This is a genomic window from Parabacteroides sp. AF19-14 (assembly GCF_003635485.1).
GTDB lineage: Bacteria > Bacteroidota > Bacteroidia > Bacteroidales > Tannerellaceae > Parabacteroides > Parabacteroides distasonis.
Window position 1 is genome coordinate 126,798 of the sequence record NZ_QTMJ01000002.1, and the last position, 21,931, is coordinate 148,728.

The window sequence follows — 21,931 nt, forward strand, 5'->3', positions numbered from 1 at the left end:
GGGTGTCGATAGGCTTATCGACTCCTCGAAGACAACACTGTCTCCACACCGGAGACACCTCCGCACCCGGCACGGAGACACCGTTGCACCCGACGCGGAGAAATTCAATCAATAATGGCAATTTAAAATGGAGATAAGAATATGAGAAAAATTAGACATAGGAATCACTTAAAGCAACTAACGATCTGGTTGCTTTTTTTGTTTCTGGGAGGAGTAATACCCGAAATCAAAGGGCAAGCCAGATCCGGAAACGGCACCTCTAGTAGTCCATTTAGTGGAAGTGTAGGAGTTGTTGATATGCAAATAGGACAAACATCTTATTTCAAAGGCGTAACCACAGGACGAGTCGTAGGAAAAAATGGTTCTATATTGATATTAGAAGGCTCAAATAAATTTGAGACTAGTAGTGGCATTTCTCCTTTATGTTTCAGTGAGACAACGACCCTAAAAGGTAAGCCTGGTAGTTGGGGGGCATTCTCCGGAAGCGCATATCAGAACGGGAATTATAAATATCCAGCCATAACGGCAAACGAGGGTAGTAGTAACTGGTCTGATAAAACAACACTTCGTTTAGAAGGCCCCTTGTTTTTAAATGCCTACTCAGGCCTTGATAAAATACCCGGAATCGGTTCCGGTTGGGATCCAGGTAACAATAGATATGGAATAGTATCGGGCAAAATAGCAATTAAGGATGGAGCTTTTTTGAACATGACACTCAGTTACGATAATGTCAACCAATTGCCAATTATTGAGATCGAGAATTTCGGAATGGTGAACCCGAAAAAAAACTCGACCGGAGGATCAACGTCCTTGAATGATTATCCAAGATTCAAAGCAAGCTATCCAAAATGTTTCATAACCTATAGTACAACTTTCAAAGACAATAATTCCGGTTGGGCAGAAATGACTATACATTACAACGGACAAACCTATACGGGTAATGTATGGGTAAAAGAGGCTAAAGACGCTAGCTTGGGATTGCTACCTATCTATTTTTCGGGAACCAAACCCGATTACTTGACCCTAAGGGGCATCCCAGCCTCATTAAGCGAAGCGGAAAGCAGGCTGGGAGCTGTGACGGTAGGAGGCACCTACTATGAAAACGCAAATGTATTACCTCCTAATCCCGGTAGCGACATGGTTCTTAAGGTTAACAACTACCCATTCAAGGGCACGCTTGCTCCTACCGCCAATATCACGTTCGATGGAAACGGAAAGAACCTGCGTACCGCATCGGCAGGACTTTCCTTGACCGCGAATAACTATACGCTGACTCTCCAGTCAATGACAGTCCCGGCAGGCAGTAAGCTGGTTATCGGAAATAAAGTAATCTTGAAAGAAGGACAACAGAAATGCACGATAGCCGATGGCGTAGCCCAAGATGGTTCCGGTAACGCTTTATATTATTGTACCGCCTCCTTGGCTGGTACTATAAAAACCATAACCTATGGCGGACAATCCATTGCCCGTTATACGAAAAAAGACAACTCGCTTCGGATGTGGTTACCCGGTGGAACTGGGAAAAAATTACGTATCGATATGGAAGATGGCTCCATATACATTGGATTCCCAGCACAAATCAACCAACATTATACAAGCTTGGCTCTTAACAGGGCTTTCGACATAAATGTATCCACGATCGATGTGACCACCGGAGAGATAAGCCACACGGTCGCTTATAATTCCAACAGCATAAGCATACCATCCGGCGAAAGTTTCACGATTCTAGGCAGTACGACCAAAACAAACAAAGTCATTTTCAAGGGTGGTCAAACCGCCAACGTACAAATAGACAACTTATCCATCCAAGCAAATGTTCTACCCTTGGAAGTAACAAGCAATACGACCGTACGAATGACCGTGGCAGGAACAAACACCCTGGTCTCATCCGGCTCGAACCCCGGTATCAAGGTAGACAGTGGTAGCCAGCTATCATTAAGCTCGAACGATACGCAGTCTGGCCTGGCAGTAGCCGCATCTCAATCAGGCCAGCTAGATATTGAAAATAAGGGGACACTAACTTTGGGTGATCGCCTTAAGCTAACCGCCACAAATGGTAAATTTCCCCCTAACGCCAAGGTCTCATATACATCCGTGGCCCCAATTACTAAATTAGGCACGGATATTTATTACCTTACCCATCTACCAAACTCGGCAGGAATAGCGACAAGCATCAAGACCGCCAATGGGGATCAAGACATTCCCACCAACCGTTATCACACGGAAGGGAGCTCCACCACTCATTTTTGGCTTAGAGGCGAGGCCGCGGATAATCCGGAATGGGTTTTCACGGGTAGCAAGCCTAAAGCAGGGAACATGTATTTTCTTCCCTCACAATCAATATCTGCGCATAATACCGAGGTAAGCTTGCAGGCAGTGGCGGCCTATATCGATAAAAATGGAGTAAAGACTTACTTCAAGACAATAAAGGAGAGTTTTGCAGCAGCCACTGACAAACAGGAGATCCACCTTGCGAGCGATCAATCATTAACAGAGTCGGCTTCGCTTTCCTCCCTGGCAGCCGGACAAACCGCCACTCTCAACCTCTCGGAATACACCCTGACAGGAAATAATAGCAAGACGATCAATTCCGGGGTCGGTATTCTCTCCATAAGCTCAGGAACAGCCGGTACTCTCTCCGGATCATTTACGATTGAAGGCTGCGTTTATTCGGAACTCAGCGGCTCAAAGCTTGAGCAATTGCTCCGTCCTGATGGCAAGACAGTTTACAGGACTTGGGCAACAGCCTTACCTTCTAAAATCAGCTCGCCATTAAGCTACAAGATTACGGAAGATGACCAGCAGTATAAGGCCGCAACTAATACTCAAAAGACAAAAGCCTGCTTATGGCTCCCGCAACAAACGCAGGAAGTCACGATCTCGAACATATTGTCTACAATAAACGAGCCTATCGCTTCCATGAAGCTAACCGTACAGGGAAATCACGACTCGAACACCCAAGATTGTTCCCCCTTACCGGATATCTACTATGGTGATATAACCGTAAAACCCGGTTCGACCAAAATGACCGTGACCTATGGCTCACTGGGCTACGAATCAGAAACAGCCCTAGGAAGTGAAGCGAGCAAACGCTTGTTTATCACAGGCATGTCCACCCCCGACAGTGATAATGGGGGTGATCATAGACTGACAATCTCAGCAGGTACAGGAACAGGTATAAGCACAAGCACAGGCACTGCTTACCTAGCTCTACGAACCGTAAATATCCAGCCATCTTCTAACCACAGCGCTATTCAAGTAAACGCCAATGCTGATATAGAGCTATGGGGAGATAATTTGCTGAGAGGAGGTTCCGGTATCAATGGAGCGACCCAAGCCATCCGGGTAAGCTCAAACAATCAACTAACCTTGCGTAATGAGCCGAATGAAGGACGGGGACGTCTCTATACTTACGGAGGATCGATCGGAATTGCCAAGACCGCTGCTATATTTACGGATACGAATGCGGGATTGACCATCGCCGGCGGTACAATCATAGCACGCCATGGCGATGGTACCCTAACCGATGCCATTGAAGGTCCCTTAAAGATATACGCCGGAAGCGTGGATGCCTTGAGTAGGGAACGCCCTAAGAATTACAACAAAGCAGGTACGGGCAATGATGTTTATAAAGTGGCTGTAACTACAGGCTTGAATCCGGGAGAGCCTTATGTCTGCACTTATAATGGCTGCGAACCGGCCACATTCACGGTATTGCCCGATGACGCAGGCAAAGTTTACTGCTGGTTACCCGAGCAACCCGTCGAGGCAGATAAGACAAATGTAACCTTGACACATCCCGTAAGCTACGAGAAAACGGTAATAGAAGTAGTGCAAGTAGAAACTAATGATGACAACGTGGCACCAATAGTTGTTACCCTGTACAACAGGAAAACAGGTGAAAGCATGTCGTACGGTAACCTCAGGGACGCTTTCGACGCCATGGAAGCCGGTACAAGCGAGAGCGATCGTAACCAGTATGACTTACGGCTGCTTACACGCATCAACAACCTGCGTACCCGACAAGTGATACCGGCCTATACGGACGTTTACCTCGATTTGGGAAGTTTCGAGATCAACACACAAAATGGCTCCGAGGTGGCATTCGACGCTTCAGCCAACGGTGCGTATCTACAGATAGGAGGTAAAGGGAATATCAAGAATACCTTCAAGATCAAGGGTGATATTTTTATCACTGGTATCGTGCCACTAACCGACGCTGTGGTAGAGTTGAACGGAAAGGCCGTGTTCCGTACTCTAGTCAAAGGACTCGCCATCGCCCCAGAAAACACGTATTCATATAGCTATGGCGAACAGCAAAACATTTCCTTCTATCTGCACGAAGGACAGGCTTGCCTATGGCTACCGGATTATGGCCGGAGCGAAGAACTTCGTTTTACCGTAAACGGAGCAGGGGGATCTTCTATCGAGTATACGGCAGGTAACATCACGACTGTCACACAGCGTACCGAACCAATCCCTGCAAATCCAGTAGGTGTAGTAGCTGAAGTCGTTTATGGAAGCAACCGACAATCTTATAATACATTACAAGAGGCTTTCAACGCCGCAGCAAAGGCTTTTTCCGCAGGGACGATGGATATATCCGTGAGGCTCCTCGCCGGAGTGTCCATATCAGGCAAACTATCCGCGTCCGGATCATTCACGATCGATCTCGACGGAAAAAATCTGACGGCAGCTTCCGGAGGATGGCTGGAAATACAGAATGGAGCTCACATCATAATGAATGATATAACGGCGGGTATGAAGGGCAGCATTCAAGCCGATATTCGTTTGCTGGGGAATGGACGATTGTTTATTCCCAGTTCAATTCCTTTGAGCGGCAATGTGCATAAAGGAGATAATGACGCCATATACTACTGGCGTACATTTCTTAATATGAGCTATATGCCCTCTATCACGGAAGTCGGATACGAATCCATCTCCTATCCGGTAATTAACCGTGAGGTATGCCTGTGGCTTCCAGCAAGCGATGACAAGACAAAAGTATATGCTTTTACGATGAACGGTAAAACTGAAAGCTTATCGGGCTACCTCATCGCATCCGGCAAGCACGATAACGACATGACCGTAGGCGGTAGTAATAATGAAGCCCGAATCGGTACGAACCTAGAATGCGCAACTTTGGCGGAAGCACTTAATAAAGTACAGAATGGACAAACGGTCGAATTGCTGAAAACAGTTTCCCTATCCTCAGAACTACAACTGACAAGTAAAAATATCACGCTTGAGCTAGGTAAATACGAGCTGACCGGAGAAGGCGCTCTCAAGATAGGCAGCGGTGGTTCTCTTGTAATAAAGAGCCGTACGGGGAGCGGTAAAATAGAAGTACCTGTTATACTAGCCGGAGGTAATCTTTATGTCGGCCAAGATGTATCGGGTGATGGCATCGGAGAGATAAAAGACTCGAGCGATAAGAATTACTATCGTCTTTTGGTATCCAACCTACCTTCTAATATTCCAAGCGGTACACATCAATTCAAATATCAAGAAACGGACGAATCTGGCAATCCGATATCTGGAAAAAGCCAAACCGGCTCATTTATGGTGCGTGAAGGTATTGGTTGCCTATGGCTGGAGCAAGGAACCGCTCGCAAGCTAACTTTCAATGTAGCGAGTGCCGATCTTCAACCGCCAACAAATAACGTAACCATCAATCCGGATCACTTCAACTTGGAAACCTACGGCGTGAGCGACGTAGCGCAGATACGAAACGGGAAAAAATATACCGACTTGGCGAATGCCTTAAAAGAGGCTTCCGGACGAACAGTGATGTTACTCAAAAACGCGGCTTTAAAAGAGAATGTGTCTATTTCCGGATCGGTAGCTTTGGAGATGGAAGGCTACACCATCACATCACAGCCAATTGGAAGCGATGGCGGTTCCGCAACGATTACCATACCTCAAGGAGCGAACTTACGAATCATAGGAAAAGGAAGCATCAGTTCTCCGTTCAATATTGCGAAAGTAGCTACAGCCACGACTTATAGCAATTGCAACTTGCAAGTGGATAAAGTCATCAGTATGGACAAAACCGTAACTCTTAACGGACAAGTACGTAGACGTGTGAATATAGATGGATTACCTGTTTCACAAACGGCTACTTACACTTACGGTAATCAGACTGGTAAGGTACGGACTTCTTCCAATAATAGTCTTTGTCTTTGGATGACAGAAAACAATACGCCAATCAACTTTTACGTTGATATGGAAGACGGCAAAAGTTATCTGGCTACCCAAGTGGTAATCACCGCCACCAACTCCAACCCGATCAGCTTGACCAAGGTGGACGCCGTGGCTGAGATGAACGGACAGGCGTTCGACTCGCTGAAGGATGCCTTCGCTGAAGCGACGGACGGTAATACTATCAAGCTCCGCAAGGACGCGGACAACCTAAGCGGTACCCTCGCCCTCAACGGCGATATTACCGCCACGCTGGATATGGAGGGCAATACCATCAACGCCGCCAATCTGACGCTCGACGCGAAGAACGGACAAATGCTGGTACAAGATGGTAAATTAACGGGGACGCTCATCCTTTCGGGTAACGTATTCATCGATGGTGACGTGAGCATGACGAACGCTACCGTGGCGCAGGCCAAGAAGACGGTATGGCGTACGTTCATCACGTTACCGGACGCTACCGCCTCATTCTCCTATAAGCTGGGCAACGAGACCCCGGTAACCTGTACCAATATCCATACCAATGCCGATGGCAAGCCAGTGGCATGCCTGTGGCTGCCTTCCTCAAACGTTGCACGTACGCTGACAGTCAGTACAGCCGGAAACGAATACGCGTTGAGTAACGTCGTGATCGCCTCCACGCACGGCAATGAGCTGGATATCACCAGTGGCAACAATCCGGTGGCGAAGGATGGCAATAACAAGCAATTCGCCTCCTTGGCCTCGGCCTTGGCAGGTGCCACGGGAACGATCACGCTGATGAGGGATCTCACGCTGGGTACCATCCAATCGATCACGACGAGTCGTACGATCGACCTAGCCAACTTCCGGATCACTTCCACCAACGGTGGGTTCGACATCAACGCCGGCACGACACTCACCTTGCTGAGAGGACAGGTATTGGGTACTCTCAGCCTAAATGGTGATGGAGGGGTTTCCGCCTTAGGAGACGTGAAAATAGCCGGGATCGTGCTGGATAAGAACCATGAGGAGATTTATCGTGTATTAGTGAAAGTAAAGGACGCTACCCAATGTCTTTGGGTAACCACCTCCAAGGTGGAGGAAGACCGGACGATACAGACGAATCATGAAGTAACCATCCCCGCCGGATTGTCCAACCATAATACCACGCTGACCGCTTATGAGGTGAAGACGCTAGACGGCGCCGGTAGCTGGCAGGCCACCTACGTCAACACCCGCCTCAAGCTGGGCGCTAACGCCGTATTGACCTTGCCGGAAGGAACCAACGCTACCTTGAATCGCTTGATCTTGCGTGACGGGGCGAAAGTGACCGGAAAGGGGCAGGTGATCACTACGGAAGGCATCCGCTACGTTCGTGCGATAACGGCTGGAAAATGGGAATCTATCGCCTTGCCGTTCACGGCATCACGGATCACGATGGCAACCGACGCGGGAGCGACGACGATCCTTAGCCCCGCCTACGGAAACGGCAACGCCGGAAACTTCTGGCTACGTATGGTAAGCACCAACGGGGCGCTTATCAACGTGAACAGCCCGGAGATGACCGCCAACCAGTTCTACCTGATCGCCGTGCCGAACGATCTGGGAGGCAAGGAGCTTACCTTCGTCTCCGGCGCTAACCAATTGCTCCGCCGGGATAAGGTACTGGCCGTGAAGCCCGCCAGCGGATTCGCCGCCTACGCTAACGGGACGCTGGATGAGATACAGGTAAGCCAACCCTGCTACGTCTTGAAAGCTGACGGGAAATCCTTTACACGGGTCAATACCGCCACTATAAGTCCTTTCCGCGGATACTTGCTGGCGGATGCCGCCACTACCGCCGTGACCCCGGAGTTGCGTATGGCCGGGATACCTACCGCCACCGAGACCATCGTACCGGGCGAGCCACTACGGGTATCCACCCGCCGGGGCGCACTCACGGTATCCACCGGGCGTTCTGTCACGGTACGCATCTATACGATGAACGGATTCCCCGTAGAGAGCTTCAAGCTTGATTACGGCGAACGTACCGTATTCCTACCTACGGGTATCTATATCGTGAACCGGCAGAAGGTATGGGTAGACTAACATTAATATATATACAATCTAAATACGAGTAAAGATGAGAAGAAAACTGATATATCTATTCCTGTTTTGCGTGGCCCTACTGCGGGGTCACGCACAAGGTACCCTGGTACCACCCGATGAGGGGCCTGATTTCAATTGGGAGATCGCTACGATGGGCGGCAAGAGTTATAACTCGCTGGAAGCCGCTTTCGAGGATTTGAATCAAGACGGGCAGATCATCACCTTGGTGAACGGTACTACAGTAAAGAAAGCCGTAACGGTGGATTATACGACCACATTGGCCCTAGGTGGCCTACCACTGGTATTTACCACTGACGCCCAATTCACCATCGGTAAGGGTAAGACTTTCTATATGACCGGGCAACCGGAGATTCGGCACAGCGGCTCGTTCAAACTGGGCGGCGAAGGTAACTTCTTCGCAGGGGCCGACGTGAATCTTACGGGAATCAGCGTGCTGGACGCCGCCCGGCCCGCCGTCAACCTGTACCGGGTATTGGTACAACTGCCCTCCAATGACGGTGAGGTCAGTAACCTTACGTACGGTAAACAGACCGTGACTCGTTTCACGCAGAAAGACGGTGTCCTTTGTTGCTGGCTCACGCAAAGCGTAGCCACGCAAACGATCCAGTTCAGCTATATCCCCAAGGGGGGGACTAACGAGAGCTACGCTACGGCTCCCCTCGCCGTCACGCTCCATGCCAACACAGTCATTACCTGCGCCAAACAAGATAGTGGCAGTGGTACCGTAACTAACGTTGCGGAAGTGAACGGGAACGTATACGAGACACTGGGGAAAGCCATAGATGCCGTAAAGACGGGAGGCACGATCTCGCTTATCAATAACGCCGTGCTGAACGAGGTGGTGAAACCGACCGGGAAGATCGTCCTCCAATTAAACGGGTTCACCCTCTCGTCCTCCGGCGTAGCCGGAATGGAACCGGGCGAGGGAGGCAGCTTCACTATCGAGAAGGGGACAACCGCCGGAGGACGGGTAACGGGTACCTTCTCTATAAACGATCGTTGCCAAGTGGCGGGTTCCGTACCCCTCACGGCTGCGATCCTAAGAAATGGAAAGCAGGTCTATCGTACCCGCCTAATCCTGCCCGCTGATGCTAAAGATAAAACCGTGGCCTATACCTACGCCAACGAGACCGGACAGGCACTCACCCCTTCCATGGAGGAAAGCGAGCTTATCGCTTATCGCTGGATGGTCTCACACAGCCCGGCGACATTCGTCCTCAGCTACGACGGGAAGGCTGTTACGCTTTACGATATAGCCATTCAGACGAACCATGACAACACCATCGACCTCCGTAAAGGAGCGATCGAGGCAAGCCTGTACAATAACGCCGAAGGTACAGGTACGGGAACGGATTACGCCTCCTTCCATGATGCCTTGAGTGACGCTACCCAGCAAAATGGGAGCCATCTCTTCTTGCGCCGTAACGTGAAATTCGGTAGCAATGACACCCACAAGCTCAATCAGAACGTAATAACGACTCTCCATTTGGACGGCCATTCCATAACCGCTTCCAACAGCTTGCTGGACGCTTCCGAGGAAGGAGCCGCCTTCATCATCCACTCCGACCGGGGAACCGGGCGCATCACCGGAAATCTCCGTATCGCCGGAGACGTGTATATCGGCAAGGAAACGATAGCCGGCAATATCGGAGTCGTGCAACAGGGAAATACGCCCACACAACTCTACCGCCTGCTCGCCACGATAGAGAGTGACCAGAAACCCACCGACGGGATCTATCCCTACACATGGGGAGAACAGACAGGTACTTGTTATCTCCGGGATAATATCGCTTGCCTGTGGTTACCTACCGGACAAGGGGACGTTACCTTGCGAATAGGCGATAAGACCTACCGGACAACTAGCGTAACGATCAGCGGTACGCACTCGAACACAGTCATCCTGCGGAAACCGGGTGTGGTAGCGAAGATCGGCAATACCTCGTACAGCTCGTTACAGGAGGCGTTCAACGCCGCCAAGGATAAGGATAAGATTACCTTGATCGCAGGAACTTCCCTAACCCAAGATATCGGTTTCGGTAATGATCTCACGTTATCACTCGACCTAAACGGACAACAGTTGGCCTGCTCCGGCAAGGCCGCGTTCACGGGGGCTGGAAACTTGCACATCTACAACGGAGATATCAATGGAACCTTACAAGTCTCCTCCACCGTAATCATCGATAATACCGTGGCTCTTACCGCCGCTATCCTAGAGAACGGACGCCAGGCATACCGGATGCGCGTGGAGCTACCTACCTCCGGCAGTAACTTCCGCTACAGCTATGACCAGACGAAGGCACGGCCCTTATACGAGCTGAACGAAGGCGGGCAACCGGTAGCTTATCTCTGGCAACCTGCGCATGCGGCCGCTCCTCTCACCCTGCTCCTTACCGGTGGCGATGGAAAGGAACAAAGCAAAACGAAATACGATGTCAGCATATTACCCCATCACGACAACCGGATTTCCTTGAAAGAGGGAGATACGGAAGCGATCCTATTCCCGGATGGCAAGGATATCGACAAGCCTACTGAAGGGATTCCTTACGAAACCTTCCACGAGGCCTTGAACGCAGCTGGCAACATGGATAAAAGCCGGTTGAGGTTGCGCCGTGACGTACAATTCAGCGGACAGACAACGCACACCCATACGATCGGTAAGGATATACATACCGAACTCTTGCTGGACGGGCATACCGTAACCGCCACAAATTGTGTACTGGATGCCTCCGCCCCTAACGCCTACCTCTTTATAGGCGACAAGGAAGGACGAGGACGTATAGAGGGGAATTTCCGCATCCGGGGGAACGTATATATCGGACGGGATATCCCGGCTGGGAATATCGGAAATGTTTCTTCCGCCGATGGTAGCAATCCTTTGCTGTACCGCGTATTGGCGGTCGTGAAAAGCGACGCGCCTATTTCCGACAGACTCTGTTCTTGGCAATGGAACGGGGAAGAAACGCAAACATGTTATTTGTCGGACAACACGGCCTGCCTCTGGTTACCTCTCAGTACCCTACATGGAACCCTGCGCCTTATCATCGATGGCGATTCCTATACGGCTACCGACGTACAAATATCGGCCTCACATGGTAATACGGTAACGGTAAAGAAACCGGATCTCATAGCCCGGGTCGGCAACCAAGCCTATACCTCCCTCGAAGAGGCTTTCGCACATGCCGGTAACGGACAGGCGGTCATTACCTTAGAGCAAAGCACCACTTTCAATTCACCGCTTTCCGCTGCTAGCGGCCAACAAATCACGTTAAACCTGCAAGGGAATACGCTAACCGCACAAGGGGCGGCCACGCTGCGGACAGAAGGAACCGGGAGCCTTACGCTTACCAGTGATACCGGGCAAGGAACCCTCGCCGGGAACCTGAACGTAACAAAGGATGTAAATATATCGTCCAAGATCTCGATCTCCGGCCTCGTACGCATGGATGGCGTAACCGTTTATCGTACCCGCCTTTTCTTGCCGGAAGGTACCGAGGCCGCCCGTTATCAATATGACACGCAAAGCGGAGAACTGCGATTTATCGGAGAGAAGAATTCACTAGGGCAAGCGGTAGGTTACGCTTGGCTGGAGCCCGTGACCGGTACACACGATCTCAAGGCGACCATAACCCGTCCCGAGCCGGAACAGACCAAGACGCTTACCGAGGTGATCGTGCAGGCTACCCATAACAACCAGTTCGATATGGAAGCAGGCAATAACGTGGCCTCCCTCAACGGTGTTTATTATCCCACGCTGGCAAGCGCCATAGAAGCGGCGAACAAGGCAGGAGGCGGAATCATCAACCTGACACATGACATTACCTTGCGGGGAACCCTCATGATATCCCGAGAAATAACGATCGACCTAGGAGAGCACAACCTTGCCGCCACCGCTGACGCGGCCTTTGATATCAACAGCAAAGCCTCTCTCCGGATCACGGACCCGACCGGGAAGGGAATCGTATACGGAACCTTCCTGACTGACGGGGATCTGGTCATAGCCAAAGAGGTTCGTCTGGCCGCTACCGTAATCCATGACGGCGGCAAGGTATACCGGATGATGATAGATGGGCTGTCCGTACGGGATACGGATCATCTGTCCTATCATTTCCTGACCTCCGGGGATAAAGGAAAGTTGTCGTACCTAGACGGAACCGCCTATTTCTGGTTACCCGAGATAATCCAAGAGGAAGATTTACGGATAGTGGCGGATAACGTCCCTTATACGGCTCTCGTACGACCTTTTGGCACAGGGCACGATACGATATTGAAGGCCTATCCTTTCCGTTTGGTAAACGATAACGAGACTTGGAATGATGCCACTTACAAGGATGCGGACATAGAGATCGCCTCCGGCGTAACACTGACAATCGACACCCAAGGAAAATTAGGGACTATACGCCGCCTAACCTTGGGAGACGGTTCACAACTCGTAACCGGAGACCGCATATTGGCAACAGAAGGTATCCGCTATAAAAAAAGCTTCGATAAGCCGAATCGCTGGGAGACCTTCTCGCTCCCCTTTGAACCGAGAGATATCACAGCGGAGATAAACGGACAGTCCGTTTCCCTCTCCCCATACCTAGCTTCCGGTACAGGTGGGCATTTTTGGCTGAAATCATTACAGGACGACCACACGTTTACCTATGTAGACGAGGAGCGCATCTTGGCGAATAAAGGGTATATCATCGCCGTACCGCAAGACCTATCCACCGAGGGAGGAAATACCGGAAGACGGCTTATCTTTATCTCGGCAGGCAACCAGTTCCTCAACCGGGCCTCTCTACCGGCCACGTTACCGGATAATAAGCAGATGGAACTAATGGCTACCGGAACGCTCCGAGATCGAATCATGACCACCTCGTTCTACCTATTGGACAAAGAAGGTCAGGAGTTCATCCGGCAAGATGGAGTATCCACGGAAAAGCCCCGGAGCATACGGCCATTTACCGCTTATCTGCTGGTAGAGTCCGGACTCGCTGCCGCTAATGCCAGTTTCCGTTTAGCCGGTCTACCCACTGGCAATGAGATAGGGGTAGCGGAAGAGGAGAGTCTATCCGATTACAGATTATATGGCGAGAGGGAGACACTCGTAATAGAGAGCCGTAAAGCCTCCGAGATCAGTATATATAGCTTGAACGGGCAATTAATCATTAAACGGCAGGTAGCTATCGGGACGACCCGCATACCATTACCTACCGGCAACTATATTATCAATCAGACTAAAATTCATATCAGATAACATGAGACCAAGAACAATCATACAAGGAATCCTGTGCTTATTCCTGCTTATGCTGAGCTATGCGACAGTGGCACAAGATATCGTAGGACCGGACGGCCCCGATGATCCCTCTACCCTAGAGAAGTATATCACCGTAACCCAACACGAGAATGGCACGATCTTGCCGAAAGGGAAAGATGGGAAGGTCACCCTTTATTCGGGAAATGACCAGAAGTTCACCATTTCCTCCAATCCCGGCTACACGATCGAGCAAGTCCTAGTGGATGGGAAAGCGCTCCTTCTTGAAAAAGGGCTTACCTCTTATACCTATACCTTCAGGAAGGTGAGCGACAACAGCCACAGCATAGAGGCCACCTTCCGTGCCTCCCGCTTTACCTTAACCGGTATAGCCGGGGCAGGTGGATGTATCATTCCGGCTACAGCAACGATCGATGAGGGTGGCTATCAGTTATTCACTTTTACGGCCGATACCGGATTCGAGATCGACGGAATACAGATCGATAACGGTACCCTTGACCCGGCTTTACGGGGTAAGACCGAGGGTACCTACCTATTGGAAAACATCAAGGCAAATCATGCCGTGAAAGCGATCTTTCGGGGAAAGCAACATACCGTAACATGGGAGGCTTCCGAGCAAGGAAACCTGATCGTGAAAGGGCCGGATGGCAATACCTTGTCTTCTGGCGATAAGATCGCCTATGGAAGTCAACTCTCTATCGAGGCCAAGGCCCTTGAGGGATATGAGAGCGACAAACTTACCGCTAACGGGATACGGATCAGCGGACATACCTATACGATAACCGGAGATGTCACCTTTGCCGCCTCATTTAAACAGGCAAGCTATACGGTTACGATCCAGACCGGTTCCGATGGAGGGCTTCTTACGGTAAAAAATGGAAATACAAGCTTGGGAAACGGAACACATACATTGCCATATGGCACCATCCTAAAACTATCGGCCACTCCACGGATAGGGCATGAACTGAAGGAGTATAGCGTGGCACCGACCGGATCATTAAAAGGTGATGTGGTGACCATAACGGAAGACGTTTCCATTCAAGCGATCTGGAAAGCGATCTCCTATCCGCTGACCGTCGCCTCACCCGATCCGGCGGATGGTACGCTTCTAATCGACGGCATCACCGCCAAGAATGGTACCTACCCCTATGGCACAACGCTCACGCTCGGGAACGCCCCGAAGCAGGGGAAGATACTGGACGCTTACTCAGTCTCTCCCGCCGCAGCCTTATCCGGCAACCAACTTACGATCACTGCCGCCACGACACTTACCGCACGTTTCAAACCTATCCCGAAAGAAGAGGAGGCGGTTGACCCCGAAGACGGGAAAAAACTTTTCCGGGTTACTTTCCCCTCTACATTGACAGTCATGAACGGTTCGGAAGCAATCAGCAACAATAACCTCGTCAAAGAGGGGACTCTCCTGACACTCATGGCAGAGAATACCGAAGCCGAACAACTCAGTTCCTTAACAGCCAATGGGAACCCGATCCGTTTCCAAACAACCGGCTACTTGAATATGGGTGGGTATGTGCTAAACGCCCCGACACAGTTCGCCGCTACTTTCACTCCAAATCGATATACCATTCATATCGATACTCCAGAAGGAGGTACCTTAAGCGCGACTATAGATGGAGTTCCCGTTCTCTCGGGCTCAGTTTATCCCCACGGTTCTGATATCCGCATAACCGCCACACCCGGACAAGGCTACAAGCTCACACATATCTGGGCGGGGCCGCAAGATATCACCGACAGCCGGAGAATCTCCCTCACCGCCCCCCTTAGCCTATACGCCGAGTTTAAACGGGAAACCGAGATCGGTACCAATACCGACCCGTCCGATCCCGATCCGGAATCTCCCCTAGGGATTGACCTGTCACCCCAATCCGTAACCTATGACCGGAAAGAGCGGTCCTTCACGCTGAAGGCATTGCCGGACGGCTTGATGGACAAGATCACGATACGATACCGGCAAGGGGATAAGTACGTGAAGCCTGTAAACGCAGGTGTCTATGACGTATACATCGACCGCCCGGCAGACGACCGTTACCCGGCTTTCAGCGAGACAATACCCGCCGGGCTGGAAATACGGAAAGCCCCGGTCAGCCTTACGGATATCAAGTATTCAGAGGAGCAGGTTTTGGGCAACCAGCCCAAGACCACGGCGGTATTGCAAGGCGGCGAGGCCGAATACCTAGGCAAAGCGGTGGAGGGAACCTTTACATGGGTCTCCGCCCTAGCGCAAGGCAACCGGCTGACCGTTACCCGGTCCTCCATGGAGGAGGTACACTTCACACCAAAAGACGAGACGAACTTCCTCACAGCATCCGCCAAGGTACGGATACAAGTGGGAACGGAACAGCCGTCAACCTACAAGATAAGGGTCACGACCGAGGGGGAAGGCTCGGTGGAATACCAGACAGGCTCCTTGTGGTATCCGAAGGAAGGACCGTTCTATGAGGATATGGAGCTGTCCCTAAAAGCAATAGCTGGTACCGGGCATCGTTTCGCAGGCTTTCTGATAGAGGGCATAACCTATGCCCAAAGCCCCTATACGATCCGAGTCTCGAAAGACATGGAGGTCACCGCACGGTTCATACCGAAAGAGGACCCGGCAAATCCCAGTGATCCCACAGCCCCCGATGCGCTGAAGGTCACCATTGACGTACCCTCTCCTTGTGTCTACGACGGAACGCCCAAACTGGTAGGAGTGTCATCCACGCCAGCTCTGAAGGGTTTCCAAATTAAATATCTCGACAAGGACAAGAATGCCGTGATCCCGGTGGAAGCCGGTACCTACCAAGTGATCGTAACCCGCCCGGAAGACGAGATCTATAAGGCCTACAGCCGTACCGTGTCATTGACCGTCAGCAAGGCATCGCCCGTGATCACCCGGCTCCCAACCGCCTCCGTGATACCGGTAGGAGCTCCACTGGAGGATTCCCGGTTATCTGGAGGGGAAGCGACCGTGAACGGGACAAGAACGATCCCGGGTACTTTCGTATGGGCGGAGCCGGAGAAAACGATCTCGCACAATACGGAGGAGCCCGTCGTGTTCACTCCTGCCAACACGATCAACTATTATAGCATTAGTGACCAGTCGGTTCCGGTGCATATAATCCAAGGCAGCGAGCCAATCCCGGTCTTGATCACCTACGGCCAACCCGCAGGCGGCAAGCTCATAATCTCGAAAGAATTGGACGAGTCCCCCATTCCCAGCGGTAGCTTACTGGATCCGGGAACGGAGATCCGTATCGAGACACGACCGGATAACGGCATGAGGCTGTATCAACTCCATATCGGTGACGCCGACTATACCGCCAAGGCCATCGCCGGGCAATACACGATCGTACGGAAGATGTACACCTCGGCGACTATCAAAGCCGTCTTCACCGGGACAGGTACAAAACCAGACCCAGACCCCAATCCAAATCCAGACCCGAATCCCAATCCGGGAACAGACCCGACACCGGGTACAGGCACCTATACAGTCTGGGTATCCAAGACTGGGCTAGGCACCGTATCGCCTGAGACCAGCAAGGTTCGTTGGGGTGATAACCAGTCTTTCACCATCACGCCGGGAAGCGGACAGCAAATCGTGGACGTGCGCTTGAACGGCAACAGCGTGGGAGCCGTACGTAACTATACGCTGAACAATATACAGGCAGACGCCTCGATCGAGGTGGTCTTCTCCCAACCGGGAATACCCGTATACACATTGAGATCCATAGCCGAGGGCAAGGGGGGAGCCGTAAGCCCGACAATTGTCAGAGTCACGGAAGGAAGCAACCATCGTTTCGTGATTCGCAAGGAGAATAAGGGTCAGATCGTGGATGTCTGTATCGGCGACTCAACAAGTCTGGAGAGTATCGGCAAGCCGTCTAGCTACGTATTCCAGAACGTGCGGGCGGACTCCTTAATCGTAGCCACTTTCTCCATCCCGACCTCGAACCAGTCGATATCCATGGAAGAGTCCTGCCATATCTCATCCGGATATGGGTACCTACAGGTAACGCCATATCGGGGAAATATCCTCTTACAAGTATATAAGGCAGACGGAAGACTTGTTTTCAAAAATCGAGTCTCCGAGCAAACCTTGATCCAAGGATTACAGACAGGTGTCTACCTCTTGGAGATATATCAAAACGGACACGTCAGAAAAGAGAAGATCGCCATAAACGGCTTCTGATAAAGCGATCTTACCCTCACCCATTTGAAGGTGCATCAAAAGGTATCCCTACCCCCTACCCCAAAGAAAAGGGATACCTTTTGATACACCTTCAATTATTAAGTAACTATTACTTTATACAACCGTAATATCCCTGCAACACCCCGCTAATATCTTTGTCTCCGAAATTAATAGACATAAAGTTTAATAGAAGAATCATGGAAAGGTTATTTAAAATCAGAATCTTTACGGTTATGTTCTTTTTAGCCGTAGCTTCTATAGCAGCGAACGCTAAAGAAAGTAAGAAGGAAGGTGACAATTATCATGCGAAGCAAATCCTCATCGTAGGTTTGCACGATAACGTGAAATCAAACTATTTCTACAATGGGATGATCGCCGAAGAGACCGGTATGAAAGCGGATAGTATCGACCAAACGTATAATACGATCATCGCCGAGAATATCGCCGCATCCGTAAATAACGGAGATTGCAAGTTTATTCCGGCAAACGCTACACAAGTGACCGGACAGGTACTGAATGAGATCAAGGTGAACGGGGAGAGCGAGGATTGCTATTCCGATCTTTCAGCCGTGCCGACCGAAGAGTTACAAAAAGTATTGGATAATGCCGACGCTGATTATCTGCTGGTATTAAACCAGCATTATCTTAAATGGCAAGACCAACCGTTGCGCACACTTTTCCATATCGTCAGCTATACCCTATTCGATAAAGATAAAAACGAGGTATATCGGGGGAATAACTTCTTTACCTGTATGAATCTTGAGAATCCGGATAAACTCAGAAAGAGCAGCCGCAAGAGTTCATCCAAGATAGCATCTAGCATTATCAAGACTTTGGATGAGGACTAACCTTCTTCTTTATAGACACATTTATAATTTTCTCGTTGAGCCTAATGGATATCCTTCATTAGGCTTTTTTCTTTATTTAAACCTACACACGGATGTAATCTCTTTGCAAAACCAGACACTTACTTTTGCGCCGTAAAAGATATTTAGGTTTAATTTTAAAAAGATTGTTATGAGGATGTTTAACAAACGAATTACTTGCAGGTTACTTGCCTGTTTGTTATTTTTTAATTGCTTACCGGCTCTCCTATTCGCGCAAGGAACGCAAGCCATTATCACCGGTACGGTCGTGGATAATAAAGGGGAATCAGTGATCGGAGCCACGATCCAAGTCAAGAATGAATCTACCGGATTCTTCACGGGCTCTATCACGAACGATAAAGGAGAATACACCATCAAGCAGCTTCCGCTAGGTTCTCCTTATACCGTTACAGCTTCTTATATCGGTTATGGGGAACAGAAAAAGACAGGATACGCATTGAACCAAGGGGATATGCTTCGAGTGGATTTCAAGCTGGCGGAGGAATCGGTGGAGATCCAAGCTGTCGAGGTAGTCGCTAATTCCTTGAAGAACATGGTTCCGAAGATCGGCGCGGCAACATCTATCTCCGCTCAAAATATCACGAAGCTTCCGGTAAACGGCCGTAACTTCACCTCCCTGATGGATCTCTCGCCATTGAGTAGCGGAGGAAATATCGCCGGGCAATTATCATCCTCAACGAATTACACCATCGACGGTATGACGGCTAAAGGAACCGTAGCGAGCGGAACGACTTCCGGCGCTTATACGATATCCATGGAAGCCGTCCGCGAGTTTGAGGTGGTAACCAATCAATATGACGTGACCAACGGACGTTCCGGGGGCGGCACCGTGAGCGCTGTCACGAAATCAGGAACCAATACTTTCACCGGAAGTGTATTCGGATTCGGTCGTGCCGATTGGTTATCCAGTTCCTATGATATACGGGGAAATAAATCGACTTCCGACTTCTCTACCTATCAATATGGTTTCTCTTTGGGAGGTCCGATCGTGAAAGACCGTGCGCACTTCTATGTCGTATGGGATCACCAACAGGATTCCCGTCCGATTTATATAGCGGATATCAAGACGGCGGCGGACGAGTCTCGCTATAATGTCACTCAATCTACGCTAGACCGTTATCTGGATATCGCCCGTACTAAATACGGAGTCTCGAATGAGCCTCAATTCGGGGAGTTCGGTAAGAAGAAGCAGACGAACGCGGTCTTCGCCCGTATCGACTGGCAGTTGAACGCAACCAACTTGTTAACCATTCGCAATAATTTCATCAACGAGGATAATAAACAGAGCGAGAGCGATAACTCCAGTATCAATCTTTACGAGGTTTGGATCGATCGCAAATCGCATAACAACAGCTTACTTGCTACCTTACGCTCGGTATTAAGCCCAAAGCTGACCAACGAGTTGAAGCTTCAACATTTCTTGGTTTACGAGGCCACGACCCCGAACAAGCAATTGCCAAGCTCTAATATCCCAAGAGCAATCGTAGAGAACGTGGAATCTATATCTGGTGACAAGAGCATGTACACTTCCATCCAACTTGGAGGTCAACGCTACGCTCCCGAACATTTCAAGGATAATGTACTTCAATTGGTAGACAATATGTATTATAATACGGACCGCATCAACTATACATTCGGAGCGGACTTCATGTACACCAATATGAAATCACTCTACGGCAGTGAGATGAACGGACGGTTTTATTTCACGGGACTGGATAATTTCGAGAATATGACTCCTTACCGCTATGCCCGGGAAATCGCCTTGGTAGATGATCCTACCGTAAAGATGAATACCTTGAACTCCGCTATCTACGGACAATTACAAACGAAGCTTTTCACCGGATTCGAGGTCATGGCCGGTATCCGTGCGGATTATACCCGCTATTTCAACCATGCGAACTTTAACCAGACCGTTTATGACGAACTAGGCTTACGTACAGACAACGTAATCTCCACCTTCCAGTTGCAACCCCGCGTTCAATTCACGTGGGACGTGAATGATAAACATCAAGATATTATCCGCCTTGGCGCCGGTATCTTCGGTTCGGATTTAAACAACTATTCGATGATCAACAATATGCTGTTCGACGGTACGAAGGTAGCGTCCGTGGATATACAAGGCAATTTGGTTCCGACACCGAATTTCCCGGCATACCGAAAAGATCCTTCTACCGCTCCGGGCGTTGATTTATTCAACAACCCGAATATCCAAAAGATCAGCACGATCAATATGAATAGTAAGGATGCCCGTGTACCGGTAGTATATAAGTTGAACGCCAGCTACACGCATTTCTTCTCCGATCGCTTGCGGGTAGGTATCAGTGCTTACGCCAACTGGGCACGCCATAATTATATGTACGTAGACCGTAATATGGTGGACGAGCCTTACTTCCGTATCGCCGCAGAGGGGAATCGTGGCGTGTTCGTCCCCGCCGAGAGTATCAATACCGAGAACGGAGCTACCGACTGGATGCAAGGACGTAAAAGTGATAAGGTAGGCCGTGTGCTGGAATTAATCAGCGATGGAAAAATCAACCAATACGCGTTCGTCGTAGATGGAACTTGGCGTTATTTCAAGGATGGCGAACTTTCTTTCAGCTATACGTGGAACGATTCCAAGGATAACACCTCTTACAACGGAAACGTAGCGAATACAGCGACCCTAGCCTTGATGGTAAAAGATGATCCTCGTGATTTGAGTACCATGACTTACTCGGACAACCAATTCCGCCATAAGGTCGTATTCTACGGTACGGCTCCTTCTTTCTGGGGGATCAGCGTAGGCTTGCGTTTCTCCGGGATCGGTGGGACCCGTTACTCTTTAGCGGTTAGTGGTAATATGAACGGTGATTTCGTATCATCTAATGACTTGGCTTATATTTATGACCCGAACGATAGTAATACGCCTCAATATCTTCGTGAGGGTATCCAAGCGATCTTAGACAATCCGGAAGCGGAGAAGAGCGTAAAAGATTATATCCGTAAAAACTATGGGAAGGTTGCCGAGCGTAACGGTGGCGTAAATGGCTTCTACGGTACTTTCGATTTGCGCTTGAACAAGAACTTCAAGATCTATAAGACTCATTCCATCGAGGCCTCGATAGACTTTTTCAATTTCCTGAATATGCTGAACAAGGACTGGGGTGCCGGACATAATCTAGGCAAGCAGAATATCTACTCCATCAAGAGTTTTGACGCGGAGAAGAAGCAATACGTATATAACGTAAACAAAAACACGGGTGTATCCAATATGAACGGAAACCCTTGGCAGATTCAAATCGGCGTACGTTATAAATTCTAACTAACATATTCTATATTCAAATCATA

At 49.8% G+C, this 21,931-nt stretch carries 5 protein-coding genes; all 5 read left to right on the top strand.

Going from position 1 to position 21,931, the window contains the following annotated elements; genetic code table 11:
* The first annotated feature begins 141 nt into the window (after positions 1-141).
* Positions 142-8,250: a hypothetical protein gene (locus tag DWX33_RS02335; protein WP_147425489.1), complete on the top strand. Its 8,109-nt coding sequence runs from the start codon at positions 142-144 to the stop codon at positions 8,248-8,250.
* A gap of 34 nt (positions 8,251-8,284) precedes the next feature.
* Positions 8,285-13,510 carry a hypothetical protein gene (locus DWX33_RS02340; protein WP_122379770.1) on the top strand — a complete coding sequence of 1,742 codons (5,226 nt, stop codon included), beginning with the start codon at positions 8,285-8,287 and terminating at the stop codon, positions 13,508-13,510.
* A 1-nt stretch (position 13,511) separates the two neighbouring features.
* Positions 13,512-17,717 carry an MBG domain-containing protein gene (locus tag DWX33_RS02345; protein ID WP_147425490.1) on the top strand — a complete coding sequence of 1,402 codons (4,206 nt, stop codon included), beginning with the start codon at positions 13,512-13,514 and terminating at the stop codon, positions 17,715-17,717.
* A 197-nt stretch (positions 17,718-17,914) separates the two neighbouring features.
* Positions 17,915-18,565 carry a hypothetical protein gene (locus DWX33_RS02350; protein ID WP_122379772.1) on the top strand — a complete coding sequence of 217 codons (651 nt, stop codon included), beginning with the start codon at positions 17,915-17,917 and terminating at the stop codon, positions 18,563-18,565.
* Between the two features lie 169 nt (positions 18,566-18,734).
* Positions 18,735-21,905, top strand: a complete 3,171-nt coding sequence (locus DWX33_RS02355) for a TonB-dependent receptor (protein WP_122379773.1) — start codon at positions 18,735-18,737, stop codon at positions 21,903-21,905.
* Positions 21,906-21,931 lie beyond the last annotated feature (26 nt).

Bases quoted from the DNA above. Each gene is read 5' to 3' on its own strand.
- DWX33_RS02355 (WP_122379773.1), top strand. From the start codon at position 18,735: ATGAGGATGTTTAACAAACGAATTACTTGCAGGTTACTTGCCTGTTTG.
- DWX33_RS02350 (WP_122379772.1), top strand. From the start codon at position 17,915: ATGGAAAGGTTATTTAAAATCAGAATCTTTACGGTTATGTTCTTTTTA.
- DWX33_RS02345 (WP_147425490.1), top strand. From the start codon at position 13,512: ATGAGACCAAGAACAATCATACAAGGAATCCTGTGCTTATTCCTGCTT.
- DWX33_RS02340 (WP_122379770.1), top strand. From the start codon at position 8,285: ATGAGAAGAAAACTGATATATCTATTCCTGTTTTGCGTGGCCCTACTG.
- DWX33_RS02335 (WP_147425489.1), top strand. From the start codon at position 142: ATGAGAAAAATTAGACATAGGAATCACTTAAAGCAACTAACGATCTGG.